Origin of the sequence: Pullulanibacillus camelliae (genome assembly GCF_014642655.1) — a bacterium.
Lineage (GTDB): Bacteria > Bacillota > Bacilli > Bacillales > Sporolactobacillaceae > Pullulanibacillus > Pullulanibacillus camelliae.
The window spans coordinates 34,270-60,728 of sequence record NZ_BMIR01000020.1 but is presented as its reverse complement, the minus strand read 5'-3'; the positions used below and the strand labels follow the sequence as shown (position 1 = coordinate 60,728).

The window sequence follows — 26,459 nt, the reverse complement described above, 5'->3', positions numbered from 1 at the left end:
TCTAAGGGGTTTGATAAAATGTTAAAAAAAATCTTAGATGCCATCGCATCTTATAACACCATCATTATACATAGACATGTCCGCCCGGATCCTGATGCCTTAGGCTCTCAAGGAGGATTAGCCACTCTCATTAAAGATAATTTTCCTGATAAACAGGTTTTCGTTGTGGGAGAAGAGGTTGACTCCTTGAAATTTTTGAGTGTCATGGACTCAATCGATGAGGCGATGTATCGTGGTGCGTTGGTCATCGTTTGCGATACCGCGAATCAGGCACGTGTCAGTGATGAACGCTATACAAAAGGCGACATGCTTATTAAGATTGATCATCATCCTAATGAAGATCCTTATGGCGATCTTATGTGGGTGGATCCTTCTGCAAGCTCTGTCAGTGAAATGATTGTAAAGTTTTATCAGGAATTTCCGCAGCTTACCTTGTCAGATCAAGCGGCGCGTCTATTATACGCAGGGATTGTTGGAGATACCGGACGCTTTTTATTTAATAACACAACGCCGGCAACCTTTGAATGTGCCAGTCTTCTCGTGCAACAATCCTTCGATCGCCAAGCCTTATTAGAGCAGTTGAATGAAATGCCAGAGCATCTTCTGCGGTTTAAGGGTTATGTCCTTGAGCATTTTGAGCTGGTTGAAGGTATGGTGGGACAAATGCGCTTGACCCAAAAGCTGTTGGCAGATTATAAAGTTACACCACAAGAGGGATCACTGCTTATTAATTCGTTTTCAGAATTAGAGGGAATTAAAGCTTGGGTTTTCTTTGTAGAGGAGCCTGATCAAATTCGTGTCCGTTTACGGTCAAAGGGACCTGTTGTTAATAAGCTGGCTGGAAAGTATGGCGGTGGTGGTCACCCGATGGCTAGTGGGGCGACCGTCTACAATTGGGAAGATTGTGATAAGCTATTGGCACAGCTGGTTGATTTGGCCAGGCAATATAAAGATGCGCAATAAAAAAGCAGCTATTTTCTCAGTGATTTCAGGCTACCGAAGAAGTTTCGGTAGCCCTTTTTGAATAATAAGGGAGTATAAAATTTCTGGTCATGAGGATGGTGCGGCTTTCCGCTCCAGGCCGCTCGCTTTCCGCGGGGGAGTGTTAAGCCTCCTCGCGCCTTCGCACTGCTAAGGTCTTACCGATCTCCCACTTCCCGCAGGACTCTAGTCTCCGCATCAAGAGTCAGCGGCGCCCGAGGAACACACGATTTTAGAGTGTTCCGAGTCTCGCGCCTTGCGCTCCCATCCATTTGACCAGGCAATGAAGCCTCTTTCATATTGGCTGATGCTCTATACTAAGGACAAGGACCGGGCATGCTTTTTGCCCGGTTTTTCTTAGGTCTGTCGATATGTTAAGGTGTTACATGGTTCTGAGATCAAGCAGTCACTATTGACCGGCTAATGTCGGTTTGACTTCGACGACCTCCACATCAATTTCCAGTGTTGTTGAGATGGTCAGTGTTTTGACCTTAAACTGATAGGCTTTGTCTTCTAATACAAATTTGCGGCTGTTAATGGTATTAAAGATGAGTGCCTTACTGCTAGAGACGGCTGTAATCTCTTGACTGACCAAGGAATTGAGCTGCTCTGAGATTTCCTGCTCTAAACTGTAAATTACAAAGCGTTTCATCTCTTGTTTTCCACTATCAATAGTTACTTTTATATCCTGGACCTTGAGTTTTTTTGAAAGCTCTTCATTTTCTTCATCCTTTAATTTAGTTAAGGTTTCGTTCTTATCCACAAGCTTTTCGATGAGCGCTTGCTGTTCTTTGATTTTTCTTATTTGTCGATCTTGGGCAATCCCGAATAAAATGATAAAAAAGATAAAGCCGATGAGCGCACCAATGATGACCCCTGCAAAAAAACGCTGGACACTCGGAGGCGTGTAATGCGGTGGAACACGCATGGGCTAAGATTCCTGCGTGAGCCAATGGATGATGATAGAAGCGGTATGTGCTCCGGTCATTGCTGAAGCGATGAGCAGCAAATGTTTAACCACTTCTCCTGGTGCGCCGCCTAAAAATCCTTTTTCAAGCTCATCTATGGTATCGAAGGTGCCTCCGATGGCGGCAACAATCGCCCAAATCTTTAATCTTTCAGCATAATCATTCATTGTGAATAAGGGAGGCTTACTGACAAAGATCGCTCCCACACCACTGAGTAAACAGCCGCCGAGGAGTACACCTAAAGCGATTAGAAAATTCATAATGGCACTTGTTGCAAAGGTCCGAAAGTCCATAGGGCACCTCTCCTTCTACCAGTGATTATATGAGACAAGTTTTTCGGGTATACCATTTTTTAAATTGATGCGAATCTGTATTATAATAAAGGAATAACCAAGAGCCGATTGAAAAGGGGAGGTGACACAGATGGGATTTACCCATTTACACGTACATAGTGAATATAGTCTCTTAGATAGTACCTGTAGATTAGAGACGTTAGTGAAGGCGGCCAAGGCCAAAGGCTTTACTGCTCTAGCAATTACTGATACTAATGCCCTCTATGGCGCCATTCCCTTTTATAAACTGTGTAAGTTGAACGATATTCAGCCGATTATCGGCATGGAAATCACATTGGAGCAGTACTTTGTATCAACTGAAAACAAAAGAAAGCCTAAGACATTTTCTCTCGTGTTACTGGCTAAAAATGAAGTGGGCTATCGCAATCTAGTAAAAATAAGCACCAAGCTGCATACGACGCGGCACCATTCCATGATGTATAAAGACCTTTCTGGCATGACAGAGGGACTTATTGCACTGTCTTCGGGGCCAAAAGGTGAGATCGCTGAGTTATTGCTGAATAATCAAGCAGATAAAGCCAAACAATTGGCGCTCATGTGCAAGCAGTTATTTTCACAATTTTATTTAGAACTCCAAGACCATGGCTTGCGTTTAGAAAAGGAATTACTTATGAAACTCGTAGAACTTGGGAAGACCTGCGAGATTCCTTTTGTGGCGACAAATGATGTCCATTATATCGAAAGCGATGAGGCAAGGGCTCATCTCGCTTTGACTTGTATTCAATCAGGTCAAACGCTCGAAGACGTCATGACTGACTTAAATACTGAATATACATTAAAAACTGAAGCAGAAATGGTGCAGCTATTCAACGTCTACCCAGAAGCGATTACAAATACAGAATCCATTGCACAGTCTTGCGCGCTCACCTTTTCTCTCAATGTTTCTCGTTTGCCCAAGTTCCCCTTGGATGAAGGCATACAGGCTGATGCCTATTTGCGGCAATTATGTCTAAAAGGGCTAACACATCGTTATGGAGACTCTACACCACAGTTAGTTGACCGGCTTGATTATGAACTATCCGTTATTCATCGTATGGGATTTGATGATTACTTTCTGATCGTATGGGATTTTGTACGGTTTGCTCGGCGAGAAAGGATTACGCCTGGTCCAGGCAGGGGTTCTGCTGCAGGGTCATTGGTAGCTTATGTTTTAGGAATTACGGATGTCGATCCGATCGCTCATCACTTGTTATTTGAGCGTTTTCTCAATCCTGAACGTGTCAGCATGCCAGATATTGATATCGATTTTCCTGATATCAAAAGGGATAGGGTTATTGATTACGTGAATCAAAAATACGGCTCAGAGCACGTCGCTCAAATTGGGACCTTTGGAACATTGGCGGCGAAGGCAGCGATTCGTGATATTGGACGCGTGTTGAAGGTTGAAACCCGCCTGCTTGATCGCGTGGCAAGAGAAATTCCGTCAAAACCCGGAATCACTTTAAGGGAAGCCTATCGAGGTTCTTCGCGTTTGCAAAAGCTGATCGATGACTCAAAAGACATCAAGGAGGTATTCCGATTAGCCTTACAAGTGGAAGGTGTCCCGCGTCATACCTCTGTTCATGCTGCGGGAATCATTATCAGTGAAGAGCCTCTGGTTCATTTGGTTCCATTGAACGAAAGTCGTGACGGCCTTTATGTCACGCAATATCCCATGGATGTGATTGAAGAGCTGGGGCTATTGAAAATGGATTTCCTAGGCCTTCGTAACTTGACGTTAATTCAAAGGATACTGGAAATCGTTGAACAGAAAGAGCACAGACGCATCCGTTTAGAAACCATTCCTTTAGATGATACGAGTACATTTCAGTTGCTATCACAAGCGGAGACGACGGGAGTTTTTCAATTTGAAACCAATGGGATGCGTGCAGTGCTTAAACGCCTGCAGCCCACGCATTTTGAGGACTTGGTGGCGGTCAATGCTCTGAACAGACCCGGGCCGATGGAGTTTATTCAAGATTTTATTGACGCTAAGCATGGAAAGCGCAAGGTTCATTATCTCCATCCTGATTTGGAGCCCATTCTTAAATCGACATATGGGATTATTGTCTACCAAGAACAGATCATGCAAATCGCGGCCAAAATGGCTGGTTTTTCCCTTGGTGAGGCAGATATTTTAAGGCGAGCAGTCTCCAAAAAGAAACGCGATGTATTAGAGAAGGAAGAAAAACATTTTGTTGATGGGTGTTTAGCGCAAGGGTATCCAAGGGAAACAGCTGAAAGCATCTACAAGCTGATCGTTCGGTTTGCCGATTATGGGTTTAATCGCTCGCATGCTGTCGCCTATACTGTTATTGCTTACCGCTTGGCTTATCTCAAGACGCATGAACCCATCGCCTTTATGACGGCCCTTTTATCAAGCGCGATTCATCATCAAGAGAAATTGAATGACTATCGACAAGAAATGAGTCGCCGAGGCCTCATATTGCTTGGCCCTTCAATTAATGAGAGTCAGGATATGTTCACAGCTACACAGGAGGGCATTCGTTTTGGGCTTAATGCCATTAAGAATGTCGGTGCTCTAGCGGTCAAAGAAATCATTGAAAAAAGACAACAAGGCCAGCCCTATACGAGTCTGTTTGATTTTTGTCGCAGGGTTTCGCTGAGAAAGGTGAATAAGCGCATGATTGAGGCTTTGATTTTTGCCGGGGCATTTGATGAATTTCAAGTCGACCGCTCCAGTCTCCTTGCGTCTTTAGATACGGCTATCCAAAGAGGTGAAAGCTTTCAAGGATTGGGTGGTCAAACCTCCTTTCTAAATGATGAAGAAGAGGATATCTATGAGCAGGTTCCGCCGCTTACCTTGAAAGAGCGCCTTTATTTTGAAAAAGAGGTGCTGGGATTTTACATCAGTGCGCATCCATTGGACAACTATAAGAAAATCATTCAAAGTTTATCTGTTCCTTCACTTAGTGAGGTGAGGGCCGAGAATACAAAAAAAGCTTACCAGCTTGCTGTTTACATTGAAGAGGTAAAACCGATTCGTACTAAAGCTGGAAAGCAGATGGCATTTCTCAAAATGAATGATCCGACAGGGGTGCTTGATGGTGTCGCGTTTCCTGATGCTTTTGAGCGCATTGGTCCGCTTTTAAATAAAGGGGCACTTCTCTGGGTTAAAGGAAGCGTTGACCAAAAAAATAAGGAAGGACAGCCACAATTGATTCTTCATGAGGCTCAAGATCTAAAAGAGCTTAAGTCGCCTTCGCGCCTTTTTTTAAGAATAAAAGCGAATCACGAAGCAAAACAGCTTTTATTCCAATTAAAGGATGCTCTTAGACAGTATTCAGGTCCTTGTCGCGTCTTTCTATTTTATGAGGATAAAGAGCAGCTTGTTGAATTGGCGCCAAAATATCACGTCTCACCCAGCTCAGATTGTATAAAAAAGTTAAAGGATATACTAGGTGAAGAGAATGTTATCTTAAAAGCTCCTTCGGCGGTTTGAACGGCGCTTATGGGGATGACTTTATCAAGCCTATATTGTTTGGTATAATTAATGAGTCATAATGCCATAAAATTGTGTTTAGAGTGAAGAACACGATCCTGTGTCTGCCACTTTAGGAAGAGTTATTCCCCCATTCACCTATAGGCAGCACAGCAATTTGTCCACGGATAAATTGCTTGGCTTATTCTCATGGTGCTGCTGAGAAGAATTTTGATGCAGACGAGTAGGCTCTCTCTGTGCTTTTGAATTCGAGGGTCGCCCCCGTCTGTTGCTGAAGCCACTATGGAAACCAGCGTGGCACTATGGATGGCTGATCCTGATGAGAGGGTAGATAAAAACACGTCCCCTTTTCCTTAATGAAATGACCAGTGATTTGATAATAAAATTTGACGGGAAAAACATGCAACGCTAATATTATGAAGGGTGTGCTTCTTAAACGGGGTCAACCAACAGAATGAAGAAGGTGTAAAGGCATTGCTAAATAATATTTTTAACAAGAAAAAAAAATATGCGACTGTACCTTCACAGCAAGTCAGGCAAGATGTTCCAGAAGGTTTGATGAAAAAATGTCCAAGCTGTAAAAAAATCATGTATACAAAAGAACTGCAAAAGAACTTATATGTCTGTCAATCTTGTGGGTATCATTACCAAATGGCTTCAGATGAAAGAATCGTGAGCTTGGTGGATGAAGGAACATTTACTGAATTTGATGCGGATTTACTCTCCGAAAACCCCCTTGGCTTTCCTGGTTATGAAGAAAAGCTTGAAAAGGACAGAAAGAAAACCTCATTAAATGAGGCGATTGTAACAGGAAAGGGCAAGATTAATGGGAATGAAACGGTCCTTGCTGTGATGGATGCTAGATTCCGCATGGGAAGTATGGGATCAGTTGTCGGAGAAAAGATAACAAGAGCGCTTGAACATGCCCTTGACTATCACTTACCGATGATTATTTTTACTGCGTCCGGAGGCGCACGCATGCAAGAAGGTGTGCTCAGTTTGATGCAAATGGCAAAAACGAGCACCGTTTTGAAAAAGTTTAGCGATAATGGCGGTTTGTTTATCACTGTAATGACCCATCCTACTACTGGTGGGGTGACAGCGAGCTTTGCTTCATTAGGCGATTATAATTTTGCCGAGCCAGGTGCATTGATTGGCTTTGCTGGCCGTCGCATTATCGAACAAACCATTCGCGAAGAGCTCCCTGCAGATTTTCAAACCGCGGAGTTTTTATTAAAGCACGGTCAACTTGATCGAGTGGTTCCAAGAAAGGAATTGCGTGAGACCTTATCTAAGGTGCTCGCATTACATGCTCAAGGAGGTGACGAGACATGGCTTCAGAATTAGCTTTTGAAAAGCCGATTGTTGAATTGAAAAAGAAAATCAATGAACTTCAAGCTTTTATGGATGACAAGAATATCGATTTGTCTGATGAGCTTGAACGATTGAAAACACGGCTAGCGAAGCTAGAAGAAGAAACCTATTCCAATATGTCTCCTTGGGATCGTGTACAAATTGCTCGGCATATGGATCGCCCAACAACTTTGGACTACATTCCTTATTTATTTACTGATTTTGTTGAATGTCATGGCGATCGCTTATTTGGGGACGATGCGGCGATTGTTTCAGGTATTGCCAGTTATCATGGCCGTCCTGTAACCATTATTGGCGAGCAACGTGGGCGCGACACAAAGGAAAATTTGAGCCGTAATTTTGGTATGCCTCATCCTGAAGGATACCGCAAAGCATTAAGACTCATGAAGCAGGCTGAAAAGTTTGGGCGTCCTATTATTACTTTTATTGATACTAAGGGAGCTTTTCCTGGTAAAACAGCTGAAGAAAGAGGCCAGGGAGAGGCGATTGCTCGCAATTTATTTGAAATGGCGGGTCTTGAAGTCCCCATCGTTTGCATTGTTATAGGTGAAGGAGCCAGTGGTGGCGCGCTTGCTATTGGTGTAGGCGACCGTATATTAATGCTGGAGAACTCCTGGTATTCTGTCATTGCACCTGAAAGTGCTGCGGCATTATTGTGGAGAGATTCAACACAAGCTGAAAGAGCAGCAAAGACCATGAAAATTACTGCACCTGACCTTAAAGAACTTGAAATTATTGATACCCTTATTCCTGAAATTAAGGGCGGTGCACATCACGATATTGAAACACAAGCTGCGGCGATTGATCAAGCCCTTCAAGAGGCGCTTCTTGAATTATCGACGCGTACAAAACAAGAGCTTGTTGAACAAAGGCTAGAAAAGTATCGTGTCATGGGGAAATTTAAGCATGAAACCGATTTCGCTGAACAATCCTAGTGTGCTTTCCATTATGGAAAGCACCTTTTTTCCACGTGAATGTTATAATTTAGGTAACACGTTTTGACTTTTCTTTTACATAATGAGTGGTGACCTATGATTATAGGTTTTAACTATATATAAAGAGCCTGCTTTAGAATAGGGTTTAGCTCTTAGGATGGCTCTCAAAGAAATCCTATTAATTTTGTGTTGCAGGGTGTGTTCTAAAAGCTTTTATAAGCACCATTAATGACATTAAAAGAGGTGTAATCTGATGAAGAGAATCGGTGTTTTGACAAGTGGTGGCGATGCACCAGGAATGAATGCAGCCATTCGTTCAGTCGTTCGTAAAGGCATATACCATGGGCTTGAGGTTTATGGAATATTTCATGGGTACTCTGGCCTGATCTCTGGTAACATTAAAAAGTTAGAAGTCGGATCAGTCGGCGATATTGTCCAAAGAGGGGGCACGATGCTCTATAGTGCGCGCTGTGAAGAGTTTAAAACGCCTGAAGGCCGGCAAAAGGGCATTGAACAATTAAACAAATTTGGCATTGAAGCACTTGTTGTCATTGGGGGAGACGGCTCTTTTAGAGGTGCTGAAAAGCTGTCAGAAAGTGGCTTTCCTACCATAGGCGTTCCGGGAACTATTGATAATGATATTCCAGGTACGGATTTCACCATTGGGTTTGATACTGCCTTAAATACGGTCATTGATGCTATTGATAAAATCCGCGATACAGCAACATCACATGATCGCACTTTTATTATTGAGGTCATGGGAAGAGATGCTGGTGATATCGCTTTGTGGTCTGGCCTTGCTGGTGGTGCAGAGTCCATTTTGATTCCAGAGAATCCGAAAGAGATCGACCAGGTGATCTCGCGGATTGAACAAGGTCATGCCAGAGGCAAAAAACATAGTATTATTGTTGTTGCTGAAGGTGTAAGTTCGGCTGGAGCTATTGCTGAACAATTAAAAAAACAAGGAAATATCGAAACACGTGTCACGGTGCTTGGCCACATCCAACGCGGTGGAAGCCCAACGGCTTACGATCGGGTGTTAGCCAGCCGATTGGGTGGAAAAGCTGTTGAATTGCTATTAAATGGTGAGGCGGGTAAGATGGTCGGCATCCAAAATAACCGCATTGTTTCTCATAGCATAGGGGATATACTAAAAGAAAAACACTGTTGTGATGATGAGCTCATCACTCTAGCGCGCGAGCTTTCGATTTAATTTGATGGAGGGTATTTTAATCATGAGAAAAACAAAAATCGTATGTACAATCGGTCCTGCAAGTGAAAGTGTAGACAAGTTAGTTGAGTTGATTCAAGCAGGTATGAATGTGGCTCGTCTGAATTTCTCACACGGCGATCATGAAGAACATGGCAATCGTATCAAGAACATTCGTCAAGCAGAAGAGATCACTGGAAAGAAAGTGGCGATTCTTCTCGATACAAAAGGACCAGAGATTCGTACGGGGGATATGGAGACGAGTAAGGTCCTACTAGAAAAAGGTCAGCAGCTGATTGTCAGCATGGATGAAGTGAAAGGAAATCATGAAAAAATTTCTGTGACTTATAAAGGGCTTGTCAATGATGTTCACCCTGGCTCTAAAATTTTGCTGGATGATGGCTTAATTGAGCTCGAAGTTAAGTCATGTACAAAGAATGAAATTGTAACGACTGTGCTTAATTCTGGCGAGTTAAAAAGTAAAAAAGGTGTTAACGTTCCTAATGTCAGTGTTAATCTTCCAGGAATTACAGAGAAGGATGCTAACGATATTCTCTTTGGGATCGGACAAGATATTGATTTTATCGCTGCTTCCTTCGTTCGCCGTGCTTCTGATGTGTTGGAAATCCGTGAATTACTTGAAAATAATGATGGAGAAAACATTCATATCATCCCAAAAATTGAGAACCAAGAAGGCGTAGATAACATCGAAGAAATCCTTGATGTGTCTGACGGTCTTATGGTGGCAAGAGGGGACTTAGGGGTTGAGATTCCAGCCGAAGAGGTTCCCCTTGTACAAAAAATGCTTATTAAAAGATGCAATGCATTAGGCAAGCCGGTCATAACAGCGACACAAATGCTTGATTCTATGCAGCGTAATCCACGTCCAACGCGTGCTGAAGCAAGTGACGTTGCCAATGCGATTTTTGATGGCACCGATGCTATCATGCTTTCTGGAGAAACCGCTGCTGGAGATTACCCTGTTGAAGCGGTGCAGACGATGCATCGTATTGCAACACGGACAGAAGAATCTTTAGATTATCATGAACTGATTAATGCACGGACCCAAGCCAGTGAAGTCAGCATTACAGATGCTATTGGACAAGCTGTTGCTAACACAGCTTTAGGATTGAATGTGCCATCTATTATCACCGCTACGGTTTCTGGGCATACAGCACGCGTTGTTTCTAAATATCGTCCAAAAGCGAACATCATTGCGATTACCAGTTCACCAAAAGCCTTAAAGCATCTATGTCTGGTATGGGGGGTTCAGCCACATCTAGGCCAAATGGCACAATCCACCGATGAAATGCTTGATGTTGCTGTGGATGAGGCTGTTCGCTCAGGACATGTTCAGCATGGCGATCTTGTCGTGATCACAGCTGGAGTGCCTGTTGGCGAAAAAGGAACAACTAACTTAATCAAAGTACACCTTGTTGGCGAAACCTTAGCAAAAGGACAAGGCGTTGGCAGAAAATCAACAACAGGTAAGGTTTTTATCGCGACATCAACTGAGGAGGCTAATAGCACTATGCCTGAAGGAGCCATTTTGGTCGCGCGCTCTACAGATCGGGAAATCATGCCAGCACTTGAACGAGCAGCAGCTGTGATTACAGAAGCAGGAGGGTTAACCTCACATGCTGCAGTTGTGGGTCTTAATTTAGAAATTCCTGTTATTGTGGGTGTCAAAAATGCAACAGAGCTTTTTGAAAATGGTCAAGAAATCACTGTGGATGCCCAAAGAGGGAATATATATAACGGACATGCCAAAGTGCTCTAAGGAGTTGTTTTCGGGAAAGGGGGAGGATGAGGTTTATTTTTATTAAAATAAACCTCATCTACTTATATATATGCTAACGACAGAATCTAAATTACGAGTCAGATATAGTGAAACAGATCAGATGAGCATTGTTCACCATAGTGAATATGTCAAATGGTTTGAGGTAGGGCGGACGGATTATATTCGTGAGCTCGATCAGACATATGCAGATATTGAAAAGGCTGGTTTTTATCTGCCAGTGATTAATGTAAATGTGTCTTATAAATCACCGGCGAAGTATGATGAATTCATCATTATTAAATCATCAATAGCTGAATATAACGGTGTGCGCATTAAATTCTTTTATCAAGCAGTAAGGGAAAGCGATGGAGAAGTGCTCGCTGAAGGTTCATCTGAGCACTGTTGGACAACAACGGCCATGCGTCCTGTTAAGTTGAGCAAAGCTTGGCCTGAACTTCATCACATCTTGCTTAAAAATATGGAGGAGTAAGCTTGCGAAATTATTTGCCCTTTTTTATTCTCTGGATCGCTTTAGAGGTCATGTGTTTTATCTTCTTTTGGCACTTTATTGGTTCGTTCACCGTTCTCCTTGTGATAATAACGAGCTTACTAGGGGCTTATTTGGCTCAGAAGCAAGGGCGATTGATTTGGGCAAGAGCGAGAGAAGAGCTTTCTCGTGGTCTCATGCCTGGCGATGCGATATTGGAAGGCGCGGTGGTTTTATTTGCAGGGCTATTCTTATTGATTCCAGGATTTTTATCAGATTTAGTCGGCTTTATTCTACTCGTTCCTGCAATCAGACGGAAAGCCAAGCGACTTGTCTATTTTGGGTTGAAAAAGCTATATAACAGCGGGCGCTTTTTCTTTACGTTTAGACGGTAGCTATTAGGGGCGATTTTTTCCGGTAATGAAATGAAACAGGTCGACAAAGATACCTGAGTGAAAAAAAGCCGTCAATGCGATCAAGCAAATAGGACCGAGCACAAGGCCCATAATACCGAAGAGCTTAAAACCAATAAATAAAGCAACAAGTGTCATTAAAGGATTGCTGCCAATAGATGATGAAACAAGCTTTGGTTCAAGGAGTTGCCTTTGAATGATTGTGATAGCGTAGAGACTGGCAATGCCGATGGTCAAAAAATAGTCTTGAGTGAGGTACGTGTATAATCCCCAAGGGATGAGCAAGGTACCTGTACCAAGATAAGGCATGATATCAATCAGCATAGCAAAAACAGAAATGGTTAAAGCATGCTGAACCCTTAATAGAGATAAGCCAAAAAATACGGTCAATCCTGTAAGTGTCATGAGAATAAATTGCGCGCGTATGTAGCCTTGCAACGATCTTCTGAGTTCATGAAAAATCGCCTCTGTGCTTTTTTGAAAGTCTAGGGGAATCTTATGCTTAAAAAAGCGAAGCATTTTATACCAATCCTTATTGATGAAAAAGGTACCCATCAGAATGAACACGAGAATGGTTAACAGTGAAGGAATGGATAGTACGATATTTGTCAATGTTTTGACAATGGATTGTCCGAGTAAGCTCAGCCACTCCGCCAAGCGCTGCCCGATCTCTTGGATATTGGCTTGAATGGTCTTTTGTTGTCCTTCGTTTAATGTGTTCACCATATGGGTTAAACGCTCCCACAAGGGCATAATATGCTTGGTGAAGATATGTTGTAGGTCCATGGATAGCCATTGAATATTCTGGGGAACAACGGCTGTCAACTCAGCGATCCCATTGATCATCTCGATGACCAATAAAACGGCCATAGAACAGAAGGTTGCAAGAATGATGAGCAGAGCGAGTAGAGTGGCCAGTCCCCTTTTTAAGTGCCACTTCTCTTCCAAAAAGTTAACAAGTGGATTAATCAGCAGAGCGGCTAAGAAAGCAATCAAAAAAGGATAAGCATATTTGATAACATAGTAAAACAGGGTAATACACAAAATAGATAATGAAAGAATGAAGACAAATCGAAAGAGAATGAATAGATATCTCACGATGTCATTCAGATATTTTGAATTCATAGTTTGCCACCTGACCAATCATTAGGGTTTAAAGCTTATCCTACTTTCATTCTATGGTTCAGATGTGAAAACATTTCTTTTTGTCGAAGTTTTTTTGAGTCAAAGCTTTAAGATTTAAAAAAGGAGGCTATTTTTGTTCGTTTTTTCTACTCCTAAAAATGATGTTAGGACATGCATAATTTCTTAGTAAATGTTGCTAAATGACGAATAGCATCCATATTTGTTCACAAACCCGATGACATTGTTTATAATTAAGTTTGGGTTCCCTATTTATTAACCAATCGTTTTAAATAGATAAATCGTTGGTTGAAAAAAATGTAAGCTCTTAAGGAGGAGATTAGATTGCCATCAACAGGAGGATTAGAAGGCGTTGTAGCAACGACTTCTGCAGTGAGTTCAATTATTAACGGCGTACTTACATACAAAGGCTATAATATTGATGATCTCGCTGAAAAATCAACTTTTGAAGAAGTTGTCTATCTTTTGTGGAATGATAAACTTCCCAATCAATCAGAATTAGATGCATTTAGAAAAGAATTGCTTGAAGAAATGGTTGTACCAAGTGAAGTTTTTGAACAAATTAAAAGCTTTCCTCTTCAAGGTGTCCATCCAATGGCTGTACTGCGGAGTGTGGTATCTGTTCTTGGCTTATATGATGCTGAAGCGGATGAAATGACTGAAGAAGCGAATAAACGTAAAGCGCTTCGATTACAAGCAAAATTACCAGCCATTGTCGCAGGGTTTACTCGCATCCGTGACGGTAAAGAACCCGTCGCACCGCGCAATGATTTAAGCTTTGCAGCCAATTTCCTTTACATGCTATTTGATCGTGAACCTAATAGTGTTGAAGTTGAAGCGTTTAACAAAGCACTCATTCTTCACGCTGATCATGAGCTTAATGCGTCCACTTTCACTGCACGCGTTTGCGTTGCTACATTATCCGATGTGTATTCCGGTATTACTGCAGCGATCAGTGCCTTAAAAGGGCCATTACATGGTGGGGCTAATGAACGGGTTATGAAAATGCTCACTGAAATTGGCTCAGAGGATAAGGTTGAACCTTATCTTGAAAATGCTTTTGCTAATAAAGAAAAAATCATGGGATTTGGACACCGTGTCTATAAAGATGGGGATCCACGTGCCAAGCATCTTAGAGAAATGTCTCGTCAGCTAACGGAAATTAGTGGGGAGCCAAAATGGTACAACATGTCTGTGAAAATGGAAGAGATAGTTTCTAAAGAAAAAGGATTGCTTCCAAACGTCGACTTCTATTCCGCAAGCATGTATCATAGCTTAGGTATTCCACATGATATCTTTACACCTATTTTTGCAGTGAGCCGTGTGTCGGGTTGGCTCGCACATATTCTTGAACAATATGCAAATAATCGTCTTATCCGTCCACGTGCTGAGTATGTTGGACCGGAGCATCAAGAATATGTTGCTATTGAAGATCGTAAATAATTTGATAAAGTTAAGTTAGCGGTTATCAGTTTCTATTATAGAAACCGCTTGTTATAATGAGCAAAAACAGTAAGGAAGGCTTATACATTCATCGCTTCTTAAGATGAAGGCCTCCTCGCTTGTTTTTTGCTTGAGCAATAATTAATTTACTTACTACATAGGAGGTCATTCAAGTTGGCAAACGGAGAACGCATTGTTGTAGAAAATGGAAATCTTAAAGTCCCTAACAAACCCATCATCCCTTTCATCGAAGGTGACGGCACTGGTCCTGATATCTGGGCATCTGCTTCAAGAGTGTTAGAAGCAGCTGTACAAAAAGCATACAATGGCGAGAGGGAACTTGTCTGGAAAGAAGTACTCGCTGGACAAAAGGCTTTCGATCAAACAGGTGAATGGTTACCTTCTGAAACTTTAGATGTTATTCGTGACTATATCATTGCAATCAAAGGACCGCTTACAACCCCAATCGGTGGTGGTATTCGTTCCTTAAACGTTGCACTTCGTCAGGAATTGGATCTATTCACATGTTTACGTCCGGTCCGTTATTTTGAAGGGGTGCCTTCACCAGTTAAACATCCTGAAAAAACGGATATGGTCATCTTCCGTGAAAATACTGAAGATATTTATGCAGGTATTGAATATGCCAAGGGCACAGAAGAAGTGAAAAAAGTTATCGACTTCCTTCAAAACGAAATGGGCGTTAACAAGATTCGCTTCCCAGAAACCTCTGGTATCGGTATTAAGCCTGTTTCTCAAGAGGGTACGACCCGTCTTGTGCGCGCAGCCATTCAATACGCACTTGATGAAAACCGTAAGAGCGTGACTTTAGTTCATAAAGGGAACATCATGAAGTTCACAGAAGGTGCCTTTAAAAACTGGGGTTATGAAGTGGCTGAAAAAGAATTTGGTGACAAAGTCTTTACATGGGCTGAATATGATCGCATTGCAGAAGCGGACGGCAAGGATGCTGCTAATGCTGCACAATCAAAAGCTGAAGCTGAAGGTAAGATCATCATCAAAGACGCAATTGCGGATATCTTCTTGCAACAAATCTTAACTCGCCCAGAAGAATTTGATGTGGTTGCGACAATGAACCTTAATGGTGACTACATTTCAGATGCTCTAGCGGCACAAGTCGGTGGTATTGGTATCGCTCCAGGTGCGAATATCAACTACGAAACAGGACATGCTATTTTCGAAGCAACACATGGCACAGCACCTAAATATGCTGGATTGGATAAAGTTAACCCATCATCAGTTATCCTTTCTGGTGTGCTTCTTCTTGAACATTTAAAATGGAATGAAGCTGCTGATCTTATCATCAAGTCTATGGAAAAAACCATCGCAAGCAAAGTGGTGACCTATGACTTCGCACGTCTCATGGAAGGTGCAACAGAAGTGAAATGCTCTGAATTCGGTGATGAACTCATTAAAAATATGTAATTAGGGGATGGATCTTAATGGGAATTAACAGAAAGAAAGTATCCGTTATCGGTGCAGGGTTCACTGGTGCGACTACGGCCTTTATCATTGCCCAGAAGGAACTAGCAGATGTTGTTTTGGTTGATATTCCACAAATGGAAGAACCGACTAAGGGCAAAGCCCTTGATATGCTAGAAGCGACACCTGTTTTTGGTGCGGATGCTCAAGTGACAGGAACCTCCGATTATAAAGACACGGCTGATTCAGATCTTGTGATCATCACTGCAGGGATTGCCCGAAAGCCTGGCATGAGTCGTGATGATCTTGTGAATACGAACTCTAAAATCATGAAGGACGTTACAAAAAATGTCGTTGAACATTCACCAGATTGCACCATTATCGTACTAACCAATCCAGCGGATGCGATGACTTACACCGTATTTAAAGAATCTGGCTTTCCTAAAAACCGTGTGATCGGTCAATCCGGTGTGCTTGATACAGCGCGCTTCCGTACATTTGTAGCACAAGAGCTTAACCTTTCTGTTAAAGATATCACCGGTTTTGTTCTTGGCGGACATGGAGATGATATGGTGCCGCTGATTCGGTACTCTTATGCGGGTGGGGTACCCTTGGAAACATTAATTCCAAAAGATCGCATTGAGGCAATCGTCGAGCGCACACGTAAAGGTGGCGGGGAAATCGTCAGCCTTCTCGGAAATGGCAGTGCCTATTATGCACCAGCGGCTTCGCTTGCTGAAATGGCTGAAGCTATCCTGAAAGATCAACGCCGCGTGCTTCCAGCCATCGCATATCTTGAAGGTGAATATGGTTACAACGATCTTTATCTTGGCGTACCAACCATCCTCGGTGGCAATGGTCTTGAACAGATTATTGAGCTTGAACTTACGGCTGAAGAAAAAGCAGCACTTGATAAATCTGTTGATTCGGTGAAACAGGTCATGTCAGTTCTTTAAATAAATTCCCTTAAGAGAAAAGTGCCTCGCAGGCTTTAAGCTTGCGAGGTGTTTTTTTTAAAGATCAGCAAGTATAAAATTTCTAGTCATGAGGACGATGTGCGCTTCCCCTTCAGGCCCCTCGCTTTCCTCATGCTCACGCTTCGGCGTTGCCACACGGAGTGCCGTTTTTAGTCGATCGTCATTAGTGGTCTCCGCTCATTTTGGAATGGTTTATCTGTGTTCCAAGGTATTTATGATAAAAAATTCCCTGTTCCTGCGTCTACGCGTATGGCTTCGAAGTCAGCTTTCTCGGAACAACTCGACGTTTATTCGTGAAGTAACGCTGGCCCCGTTCCGTTGGAGTCTCGCACCTTCTGCTCCACTCCACTTGTTGGCTCTCGAAGCCTCTTTCATATTGGAAGATGCTCTATACTAAGGACAAGGACCGGGCATGCTCTTCGCCCGGTTTTTCTTATGATAAAATTTTTGAGTGCCAATGGAGTGGATCGTGCATGTTTTTGCACTGAATGCCAGGCCTCCCCTTTTTTTTAGAGGTCTGGAATTTCTGCCTCGAAGATTGCTTAACCCGAAGCAAAGATGAAAGGGATTCGCTAAGCTTTATAGCATTTATATCATCTCTTTCTTTAAACGAGGACGGAAAAAGTGTATGATGAGAACAGAGGTTCAGATCGATAGATAGTTTATAAAAAGTACGTCATTTCGCTTAAATGCTATCTTTAAAAGGTAAGCATCAGGCTTAGGTTTATTAGGCGAAGTGATCGAGTACAAGCCACGTTTTCTAAAGGAGAGTGTTTATGAAGAAGCTTGTTTTAATTGATGGCAGTGGGATTGCTTATCGTGCCTTTTTTGCTTTACCGCTCTTGAATAATGATAAAGGTGTTTATACGAATGCCGTTTATGGTTTTACAACCATGCTACTTAAGATTATTGAAACAGAAAAACCTACGCATCTTCTGGTTGCTTTTGATGCAGGGAAAACCACTTTTCGACATAAAACGTATAAAGAGTACAAAGGAACGCGGCAAAAAACACCGCCAGAATTATCCGAGCAGCTTCCTTTAATTCGTGAGCTTCTTGATCTTATGGGTATCCAGCATTATGAAAAAGATCAATACGAAGCCGATGACATCATTGGCACACTCTCAAAACAGGCGCAGCAGAAGGGCTGGACAACAAAGGTCGTCACAGGTGATAAAGATCTCTTACAGCTTGTGGATGATAAGGTGACAGTGAGTCTCACGAGAAAAGGGATTACGGATATGGATGATTATGATGCAGCAAAGGTATTTGAACGCTATGAGATTGAACCGATCCGCATCATTGACCTAAAAGGCTTTATGGGTGATTCTTCTGACAATATTCCGGGAGTTCCGGGAGTAGGAGAAAAGACAGCGATCAAGCTGCTTAAACAATTTGGCTCCTTAGAAGCCGTTTTTGAAGACTTAGAAGCAGTTTCTGGTAAAAAGCTTAAGGAGAAGCTTGAGGCAAATCAGGATCAAGCAGTGATGAGTAAGCAGCTGGCAACGATCGATATTCATGCACCAGTGGACATCGAGTTGGATCGTTTAACCTATCAGCAAACCTTTTCTCAAGAGCTGAGTGAATTGTTCAAGGAGCTTGAATTCTCTTCCTTGCTCAATCGTATTGGTTTCGAGGAAACGATTGCTGGAGAAAGCCAAGAGATTGAAGTTAAATCTGAAGTGTTGACGACGATCGAAGATTCTCTATTGTTGAAGGAAAGTGCGCTTACAGTTGAAATCCTAGAGGAAAACTATCATTACGCTGAGATTCTTGGATTCGGTCTGGCCAATGAAAAAGGCTGTTATTTTGTTCCAAAAGATGTCGCTTTTTCTTCAGAGCGTTTTAAAAGCTGGCTGCAAGATGAGACAACGAGAAAAATTGTTTATGATAGAAAACGCGATCGTGTCGCCTTAAAATGGCAGGGGCTGGAGTTGAAGGGCGTACACTTTGACATCACGCTTGCTTCCTACCTGATCGATCCTTCGGAATCTAACCATGATTTAGCAGCTATTGCAAAGCGTCGTGACATCAAATACGTTTATTCTGATGAAGCTTTTTATGGGAAAGGGGCAAAACAACAGATTCCTGATGAAGACAAGCTAGCGGATCACGTGGCACGGAAGGCAAAAGCAATGCTTGAGCTCGAACCGCTATTAGCAGAAGAGCTTGAGGAGAACCATCAATCCAGTCTCTTTTATGAGCTTGAGATGCCATTGGCCGATGTATTAGGTGAAATGGAGTTTAAAGGCGTCGACATCAGCGAGACGACTTTAAAAGACATGGGCGTTGAATTGAATGATAAGCTCATTCAGCTTGAAAAGCATATTCATGCTTTAGCTGGTACAGAATTTAATATTAATTCGCCCAAGCAGCTGGGTGAAATTTTATTTGAGAAGATGAATCTCCCTGTGATTAAGAAGACTAAGACAGGGTATTCTACCTCGGCAGATGTTCTTGAAAAGCTTCAAGGTCATCATGAAATTATCGATAAGATTTTAGAATATCGTCAGCTTGGTAAGCTGAATTCTACTTATATTGAAGGCTTGCTTAAAGTGATCCATCCGAAAACAGGTAAGATTCATACATTGTATCGCCAAGCCTTGACACAGACCGGCCGCTTAAGCTCAACAGATCCTAATTTGCAAAATATCCCAATTCGTTTAGAAGAAGGAAGAAAGATTCGTAAAGCATTCATTCCATCGAAAAAAGATTGGATGATGTTTGCGGCCGACTATTCGCAGATTGAATTGCGCGTACTTGCTCATATCGCTGAAGACGAGAATTTGATTAAAGCTTTTAAAGAGGATATGGACATTCATACGAAAACAGCCATGGATGTGTTTGGTGTTGCTGAAGGTGAAGTGACTTCGCTCATGCGTCGGCATGCAAAAGCGGTTAATTTCGGGATTGTTTATGGTATCAGTGATTATGGGCTGTCACAAAGCCTTGGTATTACTCGAAAGGAAGCAGGAGAATTTATTGAAAAATATCTCGATAGCTATCCTGGAGTCAGACGGTATATGACAGAGATCGTACAACAGGCAAAGCATGATGGTTATGTGACCACACTTTTACATCGTCGCCGTTATTTACCTGAAATCACAAGTCGAAATTTTAATCGTCGCAGTTTTGCTGAGCGTACAGCGATGAATACACCGATTCAAGGTTCAGCAGCTGATATCATTAAATTGGCCATGGTCAGCATGGCTGAGCGTCTTAAAGAAGAGCAATTGGAAGCCAATATGCTGCTACAGGTTCACGATGAACTGATCTTTGAAGCACCTAAGCATGAGATAGACAGGCTGAAGATCATTGTTCCAGAAGTGATGGAGAATGCCAAGGCACTTAAGGTACCACTCAAGGTTGAGGCTTCCTATGGACAGACTTGGTACGATGCCAAATAACGATCGGTAAGAAAGGGATTGGACATGCCAGAATTACCAGAAGTAGAGACAGTCAAAGAAACACTGAAACATTTGATCATTGGTAAAACCATAGAAGAGGTCATCGTTCGTTGGCCAAGAATTATAAAGGAACCCGAAGATAGCGCAGTATTTCAAACGCTTCTGCGCGGGGAGACCTTCCAAAATATTGAGCGTCGTGGCAAGTTCATCCGTTTTATCTTGTCTGATTATGTGCTCGTCTCTCATCTGCGCATGGAAGGGCGTTATTCTTTGGAAGCAGAGGATGTGGTGCCTGATAAGCATACGCATGTTATCTTTCAATTTACAGATGGCACGCAATTGTTTTATCGTGATGTCCGCAAATTTGGTACCATGCATTTGTTTCTCAAGGGAGAAGAGTGGAAGCGTCCGCCGCTTGCTCATTTAGGACCTGAACCTCTAGATCCTGCATTTAATGAAGAATTACTACAAAACGCTTTTGCTCATACTGAGCGCAATGTGAAAGCTGTACTACTCGATCAACATGTGCTCGTAGGTCTTGGTAATATTTATGTAGACGAAGCCTTGTTTCGGGCGGGCATTCATCCAAAAACGGTGGCCAAATCACTTTCCGATGAAGAGATCAAACGACTTGTTGATAGTATTCGTGCGACTTTATCTGAAGCAGTGGAAAAGGGAGGCAGCTCTGTTCGAACCTATTTAAATGGTCAGGGACGAATGGGAATGTTCCAGCACAGTTTATTTGTTTATGACAGAAAGGGTGAACACTGTAAACACTGTGGGACACCGATAGAAAAGATAAAAGTCGCAGGGCGAGGCACGCATTATTGTCCTGTATGCCAGAGGAGGTAAGTCCAATGAGAATTGGCTTAACAGGAGGAATCGCCAGTGGTAAAAGCACCGTTGCCAACATGCTTCGTGAACGTGCCATTCCTGTTGTTGATGCAGATGTAGCGGCAAGGAAGGTTGTTGAGCCTGGTCAAAAGGCTTATGAGCAAATTGTTGCTTATTTTGGAGAAGAAATCCTACTCGAGGATCAAACACTCAACCGCAAGAAATTAGGCCAAAGGATTTTTGCTAATGAGGCAGATCGCTTGAAGTTAAATCGTATGGTGCATCCAGAAGTTCGCCGCTATATGCTTGAAAGGGTTGCGGCTTATGAACAAGAACAGGCACCAGCGATTGTGCTGGATATTCCGCTTTTATTTGAAAGCAAGCTGAACGATTGGGTGGATAAAACTCTTGTTGTCTATGTGCCCTATGCGCTTCAGCTTGAACGTTTAATGGCAAGAGATGATTTGACTCAGAGTGAAGCTGAACAGCGCATTAAAACACAGCTTTCTTTGGAAAAGAAAAAACAATGGGCTGACCGGTTCATTGATAATAGCAGAACAAGAGAAGAGACTGAGCAGCAATTAGATGCTATTTTACAAAGCTGGCTCTCTTAGAAAAACAAGCCATATGGCTTGTTTTTTACACTATCTGAAAGTATACAATTTTTCGGAGTGAGTTCTACGCCAATCACCTTGCCCAGCAAAGCCATCTATTGGTGAGAGAAGCTTCCAAATCGTATCCTAAACGTAACAAAAGAGAGAGCCAAGAGCACAAATGCCGGTTGCAAGGGAACAAAAGGCGCGACCATTTTAACAAAAGCCTCGACCAAAATAACAAACCCCCCTGAAGTTTCCAAATAGAAAACAAATCCGAGGTTCAAGCTTCCGAATCCAAGTGCGGGCGTGACAAAAGGTTGGGTTAAGTTAGCAAAAGCCTGGAGTAACGCTACAAAAGGGATGCACGTTTTAACAAAAGCTTCACTGAAAATAACAAATAAAACTCGAAGCTTCCAAATAGAGAACAAATCTGAGGGGGAAATTTCCTAATCANTTCAAACAAAAGAACAAAATATTCATTTAAAAAAACTATCTAAAAGGAAGGCATCTCTTTTACTAGATTGTCGTAAATGAAGATCATGTTATACTTATTTTATAAAGATGGGAATCTAGGTGCGAATGTGAAGTGAACATAAAATACTAGGGAGATTCGCACCACATATACATCTATTTTTTATTCCTCTTATTTCCTTCAATAGTTTTTAATGGTAAAATAAAAGTAATTTATTAGTAAAAATGCAATTTTTATAGGGTATTTTTTACTGAATTTCGCTGTCGCACTCTTCATGAGTGCGTGGATTGAAATGCTTTATCATCGACTACGCGGCTGAAAACGGTGGGCGTCGCACTCTTCATGAGTGCGTGGATTGAAATGATATAGTTAAACTTAAGATTTAACCTGCTCACAGTCGCACTCTTCATGAGTGCGTGGATTGAAATGTTTGCGTGCGGTTTCCAAGTAACCGAAAGCCGCTTGTCGCACTCTTCATGAGTGCGTGGATTGAAATTTTCGTAGGTGATTCGGGTTCATCCACTCGCCCCCGTCGCACTCTTCATGAGTGCGTGGATTGAAATCTGACCGATCTCTTGCTCCATCACGTGAAAAGAAGTCGCACTCTTCATGAGTGCGTGGATTGAAATTTAATTATCTTGACAAAGGGTTTCAAAGGTTCAAGTCGCACTCTTCATGAGTGCGTGGATTGAAATAAAGGACACTAAACCATAATACTAATACTTGGACGTCGCACTCTTCATGAGTGCGTGGATTGAAATTTTTTTGCGCCATGAAAATCGCCTCCTAAATAATGTCGCACTCTTCATGAGTGCGTGGATTGAAATAAGCAGCTGAACGCCAAGCCACGGCGCTTGTTGCGTCGCACTCTTCATGAGTGCGTGGATTGAAATTAACAATAAATTCAAAGTTTGATCATGGGTTTGAAGTCGCACTCTTCATGAGTGCGTGGATTGAAATCAGAAAAGGAATTACAATTAAAGGCAACTACAATTGTCGCACTCTTCATGAGTGCGTGGATTGAAATGGTGTCGTTACGATAGACTTCAACTCGTTTTTGCCGTCGCACTCTTCATGAGTGCGTGGATTGCAAGGCATCTAGCTTGCTTTCCTCAGATGTCTAGTGGCCCCTTCTATAGGTAAGAGGTAAGAGGTAAGCGGTGCTAGGAATATTCTAGATATTCCACAGAGCATTTGCTTTCACCATTTTTTAGCTTATTAAAGGAATGGGGTCACTTCATTTTCGTCTGGTTTTTCTTAGCGGCTAGGATTGTGCTGTCTTCGTTTGGACAATTTTACCGAAAATTTTCCATCTAAAGTAACGTGTTTTGTTTTTGTAGGCCTTCGCTTTCATCATGGATTTTAGATAGATAAGAAGGCTAGTATGGTAGAGATAAAGGTTTGCATTATGGAAAGAAACATATTATACTAAGGTGCGTTCTTAAGGGATGTTTAATAGGAAGATTGGTGCGTACATTGTGGTCCTAAAGTAATAAAAGTGCAGTGAGTATTTATGAAGTGGATTGGATTATTAATGCCTGCTGTAAAGGCTATCTCTAGCGAACAGGGTAAAATCTGAACTGTGGTCAATTTTATGACACAGCCTTTAAACAAAGTGTTAAAAAACAACTAGCTGAGGTCTCAGAGAGGTTCAAGACCCGTGTAGTTCCCAAGTAAAGAAGTGTATTAACTTATAATTCGAAGGAAGCGCAGTCGGCGTTTCCTTTTAAACTTTCTGGGCGGAGTAGCGTTTAAGTGCGATGAAGACATTAACCGAGACGTCTTAACCGCTTACTGATTGGCAGGCTTTCTTTAATAAAAAGCTTGTTTATCACCACTATTTTCATTAAACTTAAAGTAAGAGAGAATAGTGAGGCGGTGTTGAGAATGGGAATGATGTCTAAGCTTTCAGCTTTTTTTAATAGTCACGTAGAAACATCCGAAAGAAATGAAGATGAAACGCTAAGAACGCATTATTATAAAACAACGAAAGATAAATTAATGGACGGCATCCAGTCCTTAATTGCGAGTGAAGAGCGATTTTCTTTACTTGATGCATCAAAGGAACGGGGGGAAATTTCAGTCAATGTCGTCAGAGGTAAAAAGGGATTTCTAGTCATCACCGTGGTGAATGTTCGTCCTTTTAAGACATCCGTAGATATTTCATTTACAGTTGAAAAAGGGATGAATTTGGGATATGGACAGAAAATGATTCGTCAATTCTATCAAAGACTTGATAAAGAGTATACCTTTGTTGGTGTAGGGATAAATGAGCAATAGAAGAGCCGAGCAGAGGAGAAAAGACTAGAAAAGTATAGGCTGGTGGTTAATTTGCGCTGTCCAAATTGTCAACATAATGGTTCACGTGTCCTTGATTCTCGTCCAGTTGATGATGGCCGCTCAATTAGACGCAGAAGGGAATGTGAGGCATGTCAATATCGATTTACTACATTTGAAACCGTTGAAGAGTCTCCGCTTATTGTCGTGAAAAAAGGGGAAAACCGCGAGGCGTTTAATCGTGAGAAAATATTGAGCGGTTTGATCAAGGCCTGTGAAAAACGCCCTGTCCCTCTCGAAAAATTAGAGGATATCGTTCGTTTGGTTGAGAAAGAACTCAGAAGCAGGGGAGTCTCTGAGGTAAAAAGTCAAGAGGTTGGAGAATTGGTCATGGATGAACTCGCTAAGCTAGATGAGGTGGCCTATGTCCGTTTCGCTTCGGTTTATCGTCAATTTAAAGATATCAATGTGTTTATCCATGAATTAAAGGATCTCCTTAATAAGGCTAAGACAGATGATTAAGTCAAAGGCTGTTTTTAGAAATACTGTTATGTTTAGGGGGAATTGAGGTGCAAGCCCATTGGAAAGAACTGCTCCCCGTCGATCAATATCGGGTTAGGCTTCGATCTGTTGTCCAGTCCCTTGATTTGAAAATATTGAATTACTTGTATCAGCCTCTCATCGGCGCTTCTGCTTGTCAGTTGTTTATGACTTTATTTTTTGAAGCAGAAGGGTTTAAAACCGCAACCTTTACTCATCATCATTTAATGGTTAAGACGAATGGCTCGCTTCAAGCTTTATTTGAGGATCGCAAACTTCTAGAAGCGATGGGCTTATTAAACATCTACAAGCATGAAGAAAAGGATGATGAGCCGCTCATCTATGAATTGGTCCCTCCCCTTTCTCCTGAGCAGTTTTTTACAGATGGCTTGCTTAATATTTTCTTATACAATCGGATAGGGCAGCAGGAGTATAGTCAGTTAAAGGCATTGTTTATACGTGAAGAGATGCCGTTACATTATAAAAATGTCACGGCAGACTTTAATGATGTATTTACATCAGTAAGTCCGTCAGAGCTTGTGGCACATCATGAACGAGTGGAGGATGAGGTTATTTTAAAGGCCCCACAGCAGGAGCGTGCTGAACCGCATTTATCGGTTGACTTTGATTTTGATCAGCTGTATCGGAGGCTTTCTAATGTTATCATTTCAAAAGAGGCCTTTACGGATGAGATTAAGGAGGCTATCCAAAAGCTCTCTTTTGTCTATCAAATGGGACCGGAAACCATGAGCAATATCATCCAGCGAGCCTTCTTGCATACAGGGGAAATCGATATTGAACAGCTTCGCAAGGAAGTGCGTGATTATTATAAGATTGAACATGGGGATCATCTCCCTTCTTTAAGCAGACGTTCGCAGCCTGAGACACTTCAGGAATTTCATGGGAAACAGCCACAGGATGATTTTGAGAAGCTCATTCAATGGTTTGAAACGATGTCGCCGTTTGAGCTTCTAGAAGCCGTTGGAGGTGGACAGCCAGCAGATCCTGATCTTCGAATCGTTGAGGATATATTATTCGACCAGAAGCTGACACCGGGAGTGGTTAATGTTCTCTTGGATTATGTGATGCGCACGAATGATTACAAACTGGTGAGAGGCTATGTGATCAAGATCGCTGCCCACTGGGCACGTAAAAAGGTGAAAACGGTCCGAGAGGCCATGTCGCTTGCTAAATCAGAGCACAAGCAATATCAAAATTGGTCGGAGAATAAGACTCAGCCAAAGTCTCGTAAGAATACTCGGAGAGCGAAGCTTCCGAAGTGGATGGAAGAGGAAAAGGCTGAGGATAAGACAGATACAGGTCAAGATCCAAAAGAAGCTGCACAAAGAGAGAAGTGGCTTGAGGATTATTTAAATAATTTATAGGT

20 protein-coding genes and 1 CRISPR repeat array are annotated in these 26,459 nt (G+C 42.2%); of the genes, 17 read left to right on the top strand and 3 right to left on the bottom strand.

Annotation, left to right across the window (positions count from 1 at the left end):
* The first annotated feature begins 18 nt into the window (after positions 1–18).
* Positions 19–963, top strand: coding sequence for a DHH family phosphoesterase (locus tag IEW82_RS16470; RefSeq protein WP_188697055.1), 945 nt, complete (start codon positions 19–21; stop codon positions 961–963).
* A 427-nt stretch (positions 964–1,390) separates the two neighbouring features.
* Here the strand turns inward: IEW82_RS16470 and ytrI are convergent, their stop codons facing one another.
* The gene (ytrI, locus tag IEW82_RS16465) at positions 1,391–1,909 is read right to left on the bottom strand and encodes a sporulation membrane protein YtrI (protein ID WP_188697052.1); all 519 of its coding nucleotides are present in this window, start codon (positions 1,907–1,909) and stop codon (positions 1,391–1,393) included.
* A 3-nt stretch (positions 1,910–1,912) separates the two neighbouring features.
* A complete protein-coding gene (locus IEW82_RS16460; protein WP_188697050.1) occupies positions 1,913–2,242 on the bottom strand; it encodes a YtrH family sporulation protein in 330 nt (109 codons plus the stop codon).
* Between the two features lie 130 nt (positions 2,243–2,372).
* On the opposite strand from IEW82_RS16460, the gene dnaE reads away from it, so the two are divergent.
* The 7 genes from dnaE (at position 2,373) to IEW82_RS16425 (ending at position 11,925) form a co-directional block, all read left to right on the top strand.
* Complete coding sequence (gene dnaE, locus IEW82_RS16455) at positions 2,373–5,744, top strand: DNA polymerase III subunit alpha (RefSeq protein ID WP_188697047.1); 3,372 nt, start codon at positions 2,373–2,375, stop codon at positions 5,742–5,744.
* Positions 5,745–6,218: 474 nt separating this feature from the next.
* Complete coding sequence (gene accD / locus IEW82_RS16450) at positions 6,219–7,091, top strand: acetyl-CoA carboxylase, carboxyltransferase subunit beta (protein WP_188697043.1); 873 nt, start codon at positions 6,219–6,221, stop codon at positions 7,089–7,091.
* Positions 7,076–8,053, top strand: coding sequence for an acetyl-CoA carboxylase carboxyl transferase subunit alpha (accA, locus tag IEW82_RS16445; RefSeq protein ID WP_188697040.1), 978 nt, complete (start codon positions 7,076–7,078; stop codon positions 8,051–8,053). Before accD ends, accA begins: the two co-directional genes overlap by 16 nt.
* 253 nt (positions 8,054–8,306) lie before the next feature.
* Positions 8,307–9,266 carry a 6-phosphofructokinase gene (pfkA, locus tag IEW82_RS16440; protein ID WP_188697037.1) on the top strand — a complete coding sequence of 320 codons (960 nt, stop codon included), beginning with the start codon at positions 8,307–8,309 and terminating at the stop codon, positions 9,264–9,266.
* A 22-nt stretch (positions 9,267–9,288) separates the two neighbouring features.
* On the top strand, positions 9,289–11,043 hold the full coding sequence (pyk, locus tag IEW82_RS16435; protein ID WP_188697034.1) for a pyruvate kinase: 1,755 nt from the start codon (positions 9,289–9,291) through the stop codon (positions 11,041–11,043).
* Positions 11,044–11,113: 70 nt separating this feature from the next.
* Positions 11,114–11,533, top strand: coding sequence for an acyl-CoA thioesterase (locus tag IEW82_RS16430; RefSeq protein ID WP_188697030.1), 420 nt, complete (start codon positions 11,114–11,116; stop codon positions 11,531–11,533).
* A 2-nt stretch (positions 11,534–11,535) separates the two neighbouring features.
* Entirely contained in the window at positions 11,536–11,925 is a 390-nt protein-coding gene (locus IEW82_RS16425; RefSeq protein ID WP_188697027.1) for an FxsA family protein, read from the top strand.
* A gap of 3 nt (positions 11,926–11,928) precedes the next feature.
* Here IEW82_RS16425 and ytvI read toward each other — a convergent pair whose 3' ends face one another.
* Positions 11,929–13,068: a sporulation integral membrane protein YtvI gene (gene ytvI, locus IEW82_RS16420; protein WP_188697024.1), complete on the bottom strand. Its 1,140-nt coding sequence runs from the start codon at positions 13,066–13,068 to the stop codon at positions 11,929–11,931.
* Positions 13,069–13,410: 342 nt separating this feature from the next.
* Here ytvI and citZ point away from each other — a divergent pair, with 342 nt between their 5' ends.
* The 9 genes from citZ to IEW82_RS16375 all read left to right on the top strand — a co-directional run bounded on the left by citZ (position 13,411) and on the right by IEW82_RS16375 (position 26,457).
* Positions 13,411–14,529, top strand: a complete 1,119-nt coding sequence (gene citZ / locus IEW82_RS16415; protein WP_188697021.1) for a citrate synthase — start codon at positions 13,411–13,413, stop codon at positions 14,527–14,529.
* Positions 14,530–14,703: 174 nt separating this feature from the next.
* A complete protein-coding gene (icd, locus tag IEW82_RS16410; RefSeq protein ID WP_188697018.1) occupies positions 14,704–15,972 on the top strand; it encodes an NADP-dependent isocitrate dehydrogenase in 1,269 nt (422 codons plus the stop codon).
* Positions 15,973–15,989: 17 nt separating this feature from the next.
* Positions 15,990–16,925, top strand: coding sequence for a malate dehydrogenase (gene mdh / locus IEW82_RS16405; protein WP_188697015.1), 936 nt, complete (start codon positions 15,990–15,992; stop codon positions 16,923–16,925).
* Between the two features lie 797 nt (positions 16,926–17,722).
* Positions 17,723–20,353 (top strand): DNA polymerase I, encoded by a 2,631-nt coding sequence (gene polA, locus IEW82_RS16400; protein ID WP_188697012.1) that lies wholly within the window; start codon positions 17,723–17,725, stop codon positions 20,351–20,353.
* Between the two features lie 24 nt (positions 20,354–20,377).
* Positions 20,378–21,205, top strand: coding sequence for a DNA-formamidopyrimidine glycosylase (gene mutM / locus IEW82_RS16395; protein ID WP_188697009.1), 828 nt, complete (start codon positions 20,378–20,380; stop codon positions 21,203–21,205).
* 5 nt (positions 21,206–21,210) lie between these two features.
* Positions 21,211–21,801 carry a dephospho-CoA kinase gene (coaE, locus tag IEW82_RS16390; RefSeq protein WP_188697007.1) on the top strand — a complete coding sequence of 197 codons (591 nt, stop codon included), beginning with the start codon at positions 21,211–21,213 and terminating at the stop codon, positions 21,799–21,801.
* Between the two features lie 716 nt (positions 21,802–22,517).
* A CRISPR array of direct repeats spans positions 22,518–23,349; the repeat unit is 32 nt; unit sequence GTCGCACTCTTCATGAGTGCGTGGATTGAAAT.
* Positions 23,350–24,142: 793 nt separating this feature from the next.
* Positions 24,143–24,535 carry a cytosolic protein gene (locus IEW82_RS16385; RefSeq protein ID WP_188697002.1) on the top strand — a complete coding sequence of 131 codons (393 nt, stop codon included), beginning with the start codon at positions 24,143–24,145 and terminating at the stop codon, positions 24,533–24,535.
* Between the two features lie 51 nt (positions 24,536–24,586).
* The gene (nrdR, locus tag IEW82_RS16380) at positions 24,587–25,054 is read left to right on the top strand and encodes a transcriptional regulator NrdR (protein WP_188696999.1); all 468 of its coding nucleotides are present in this window, start codon (positions 24,587–24,589) and stop codon (positions 25,052–25,054) included.
* A 47-nt stretch (positions 25,055–25,101) separates the two neighbouring features.
* Positions 25,102–26,457 carry a replication initiation and membrane attachment family protein gene (locus IEW82_RS16375; protein ID WP_188696996.1) on the top strand — a complete coding sequence of 452 codons (1,356 nt, stop codon included), beginning with the start codon at positions 25,102–25,104 and terminating at the stop codon, positions 26,455–26,457.
* The last annotated feature ends 2 nt before the right edge of the window (positions 26,458–26,459 follow it).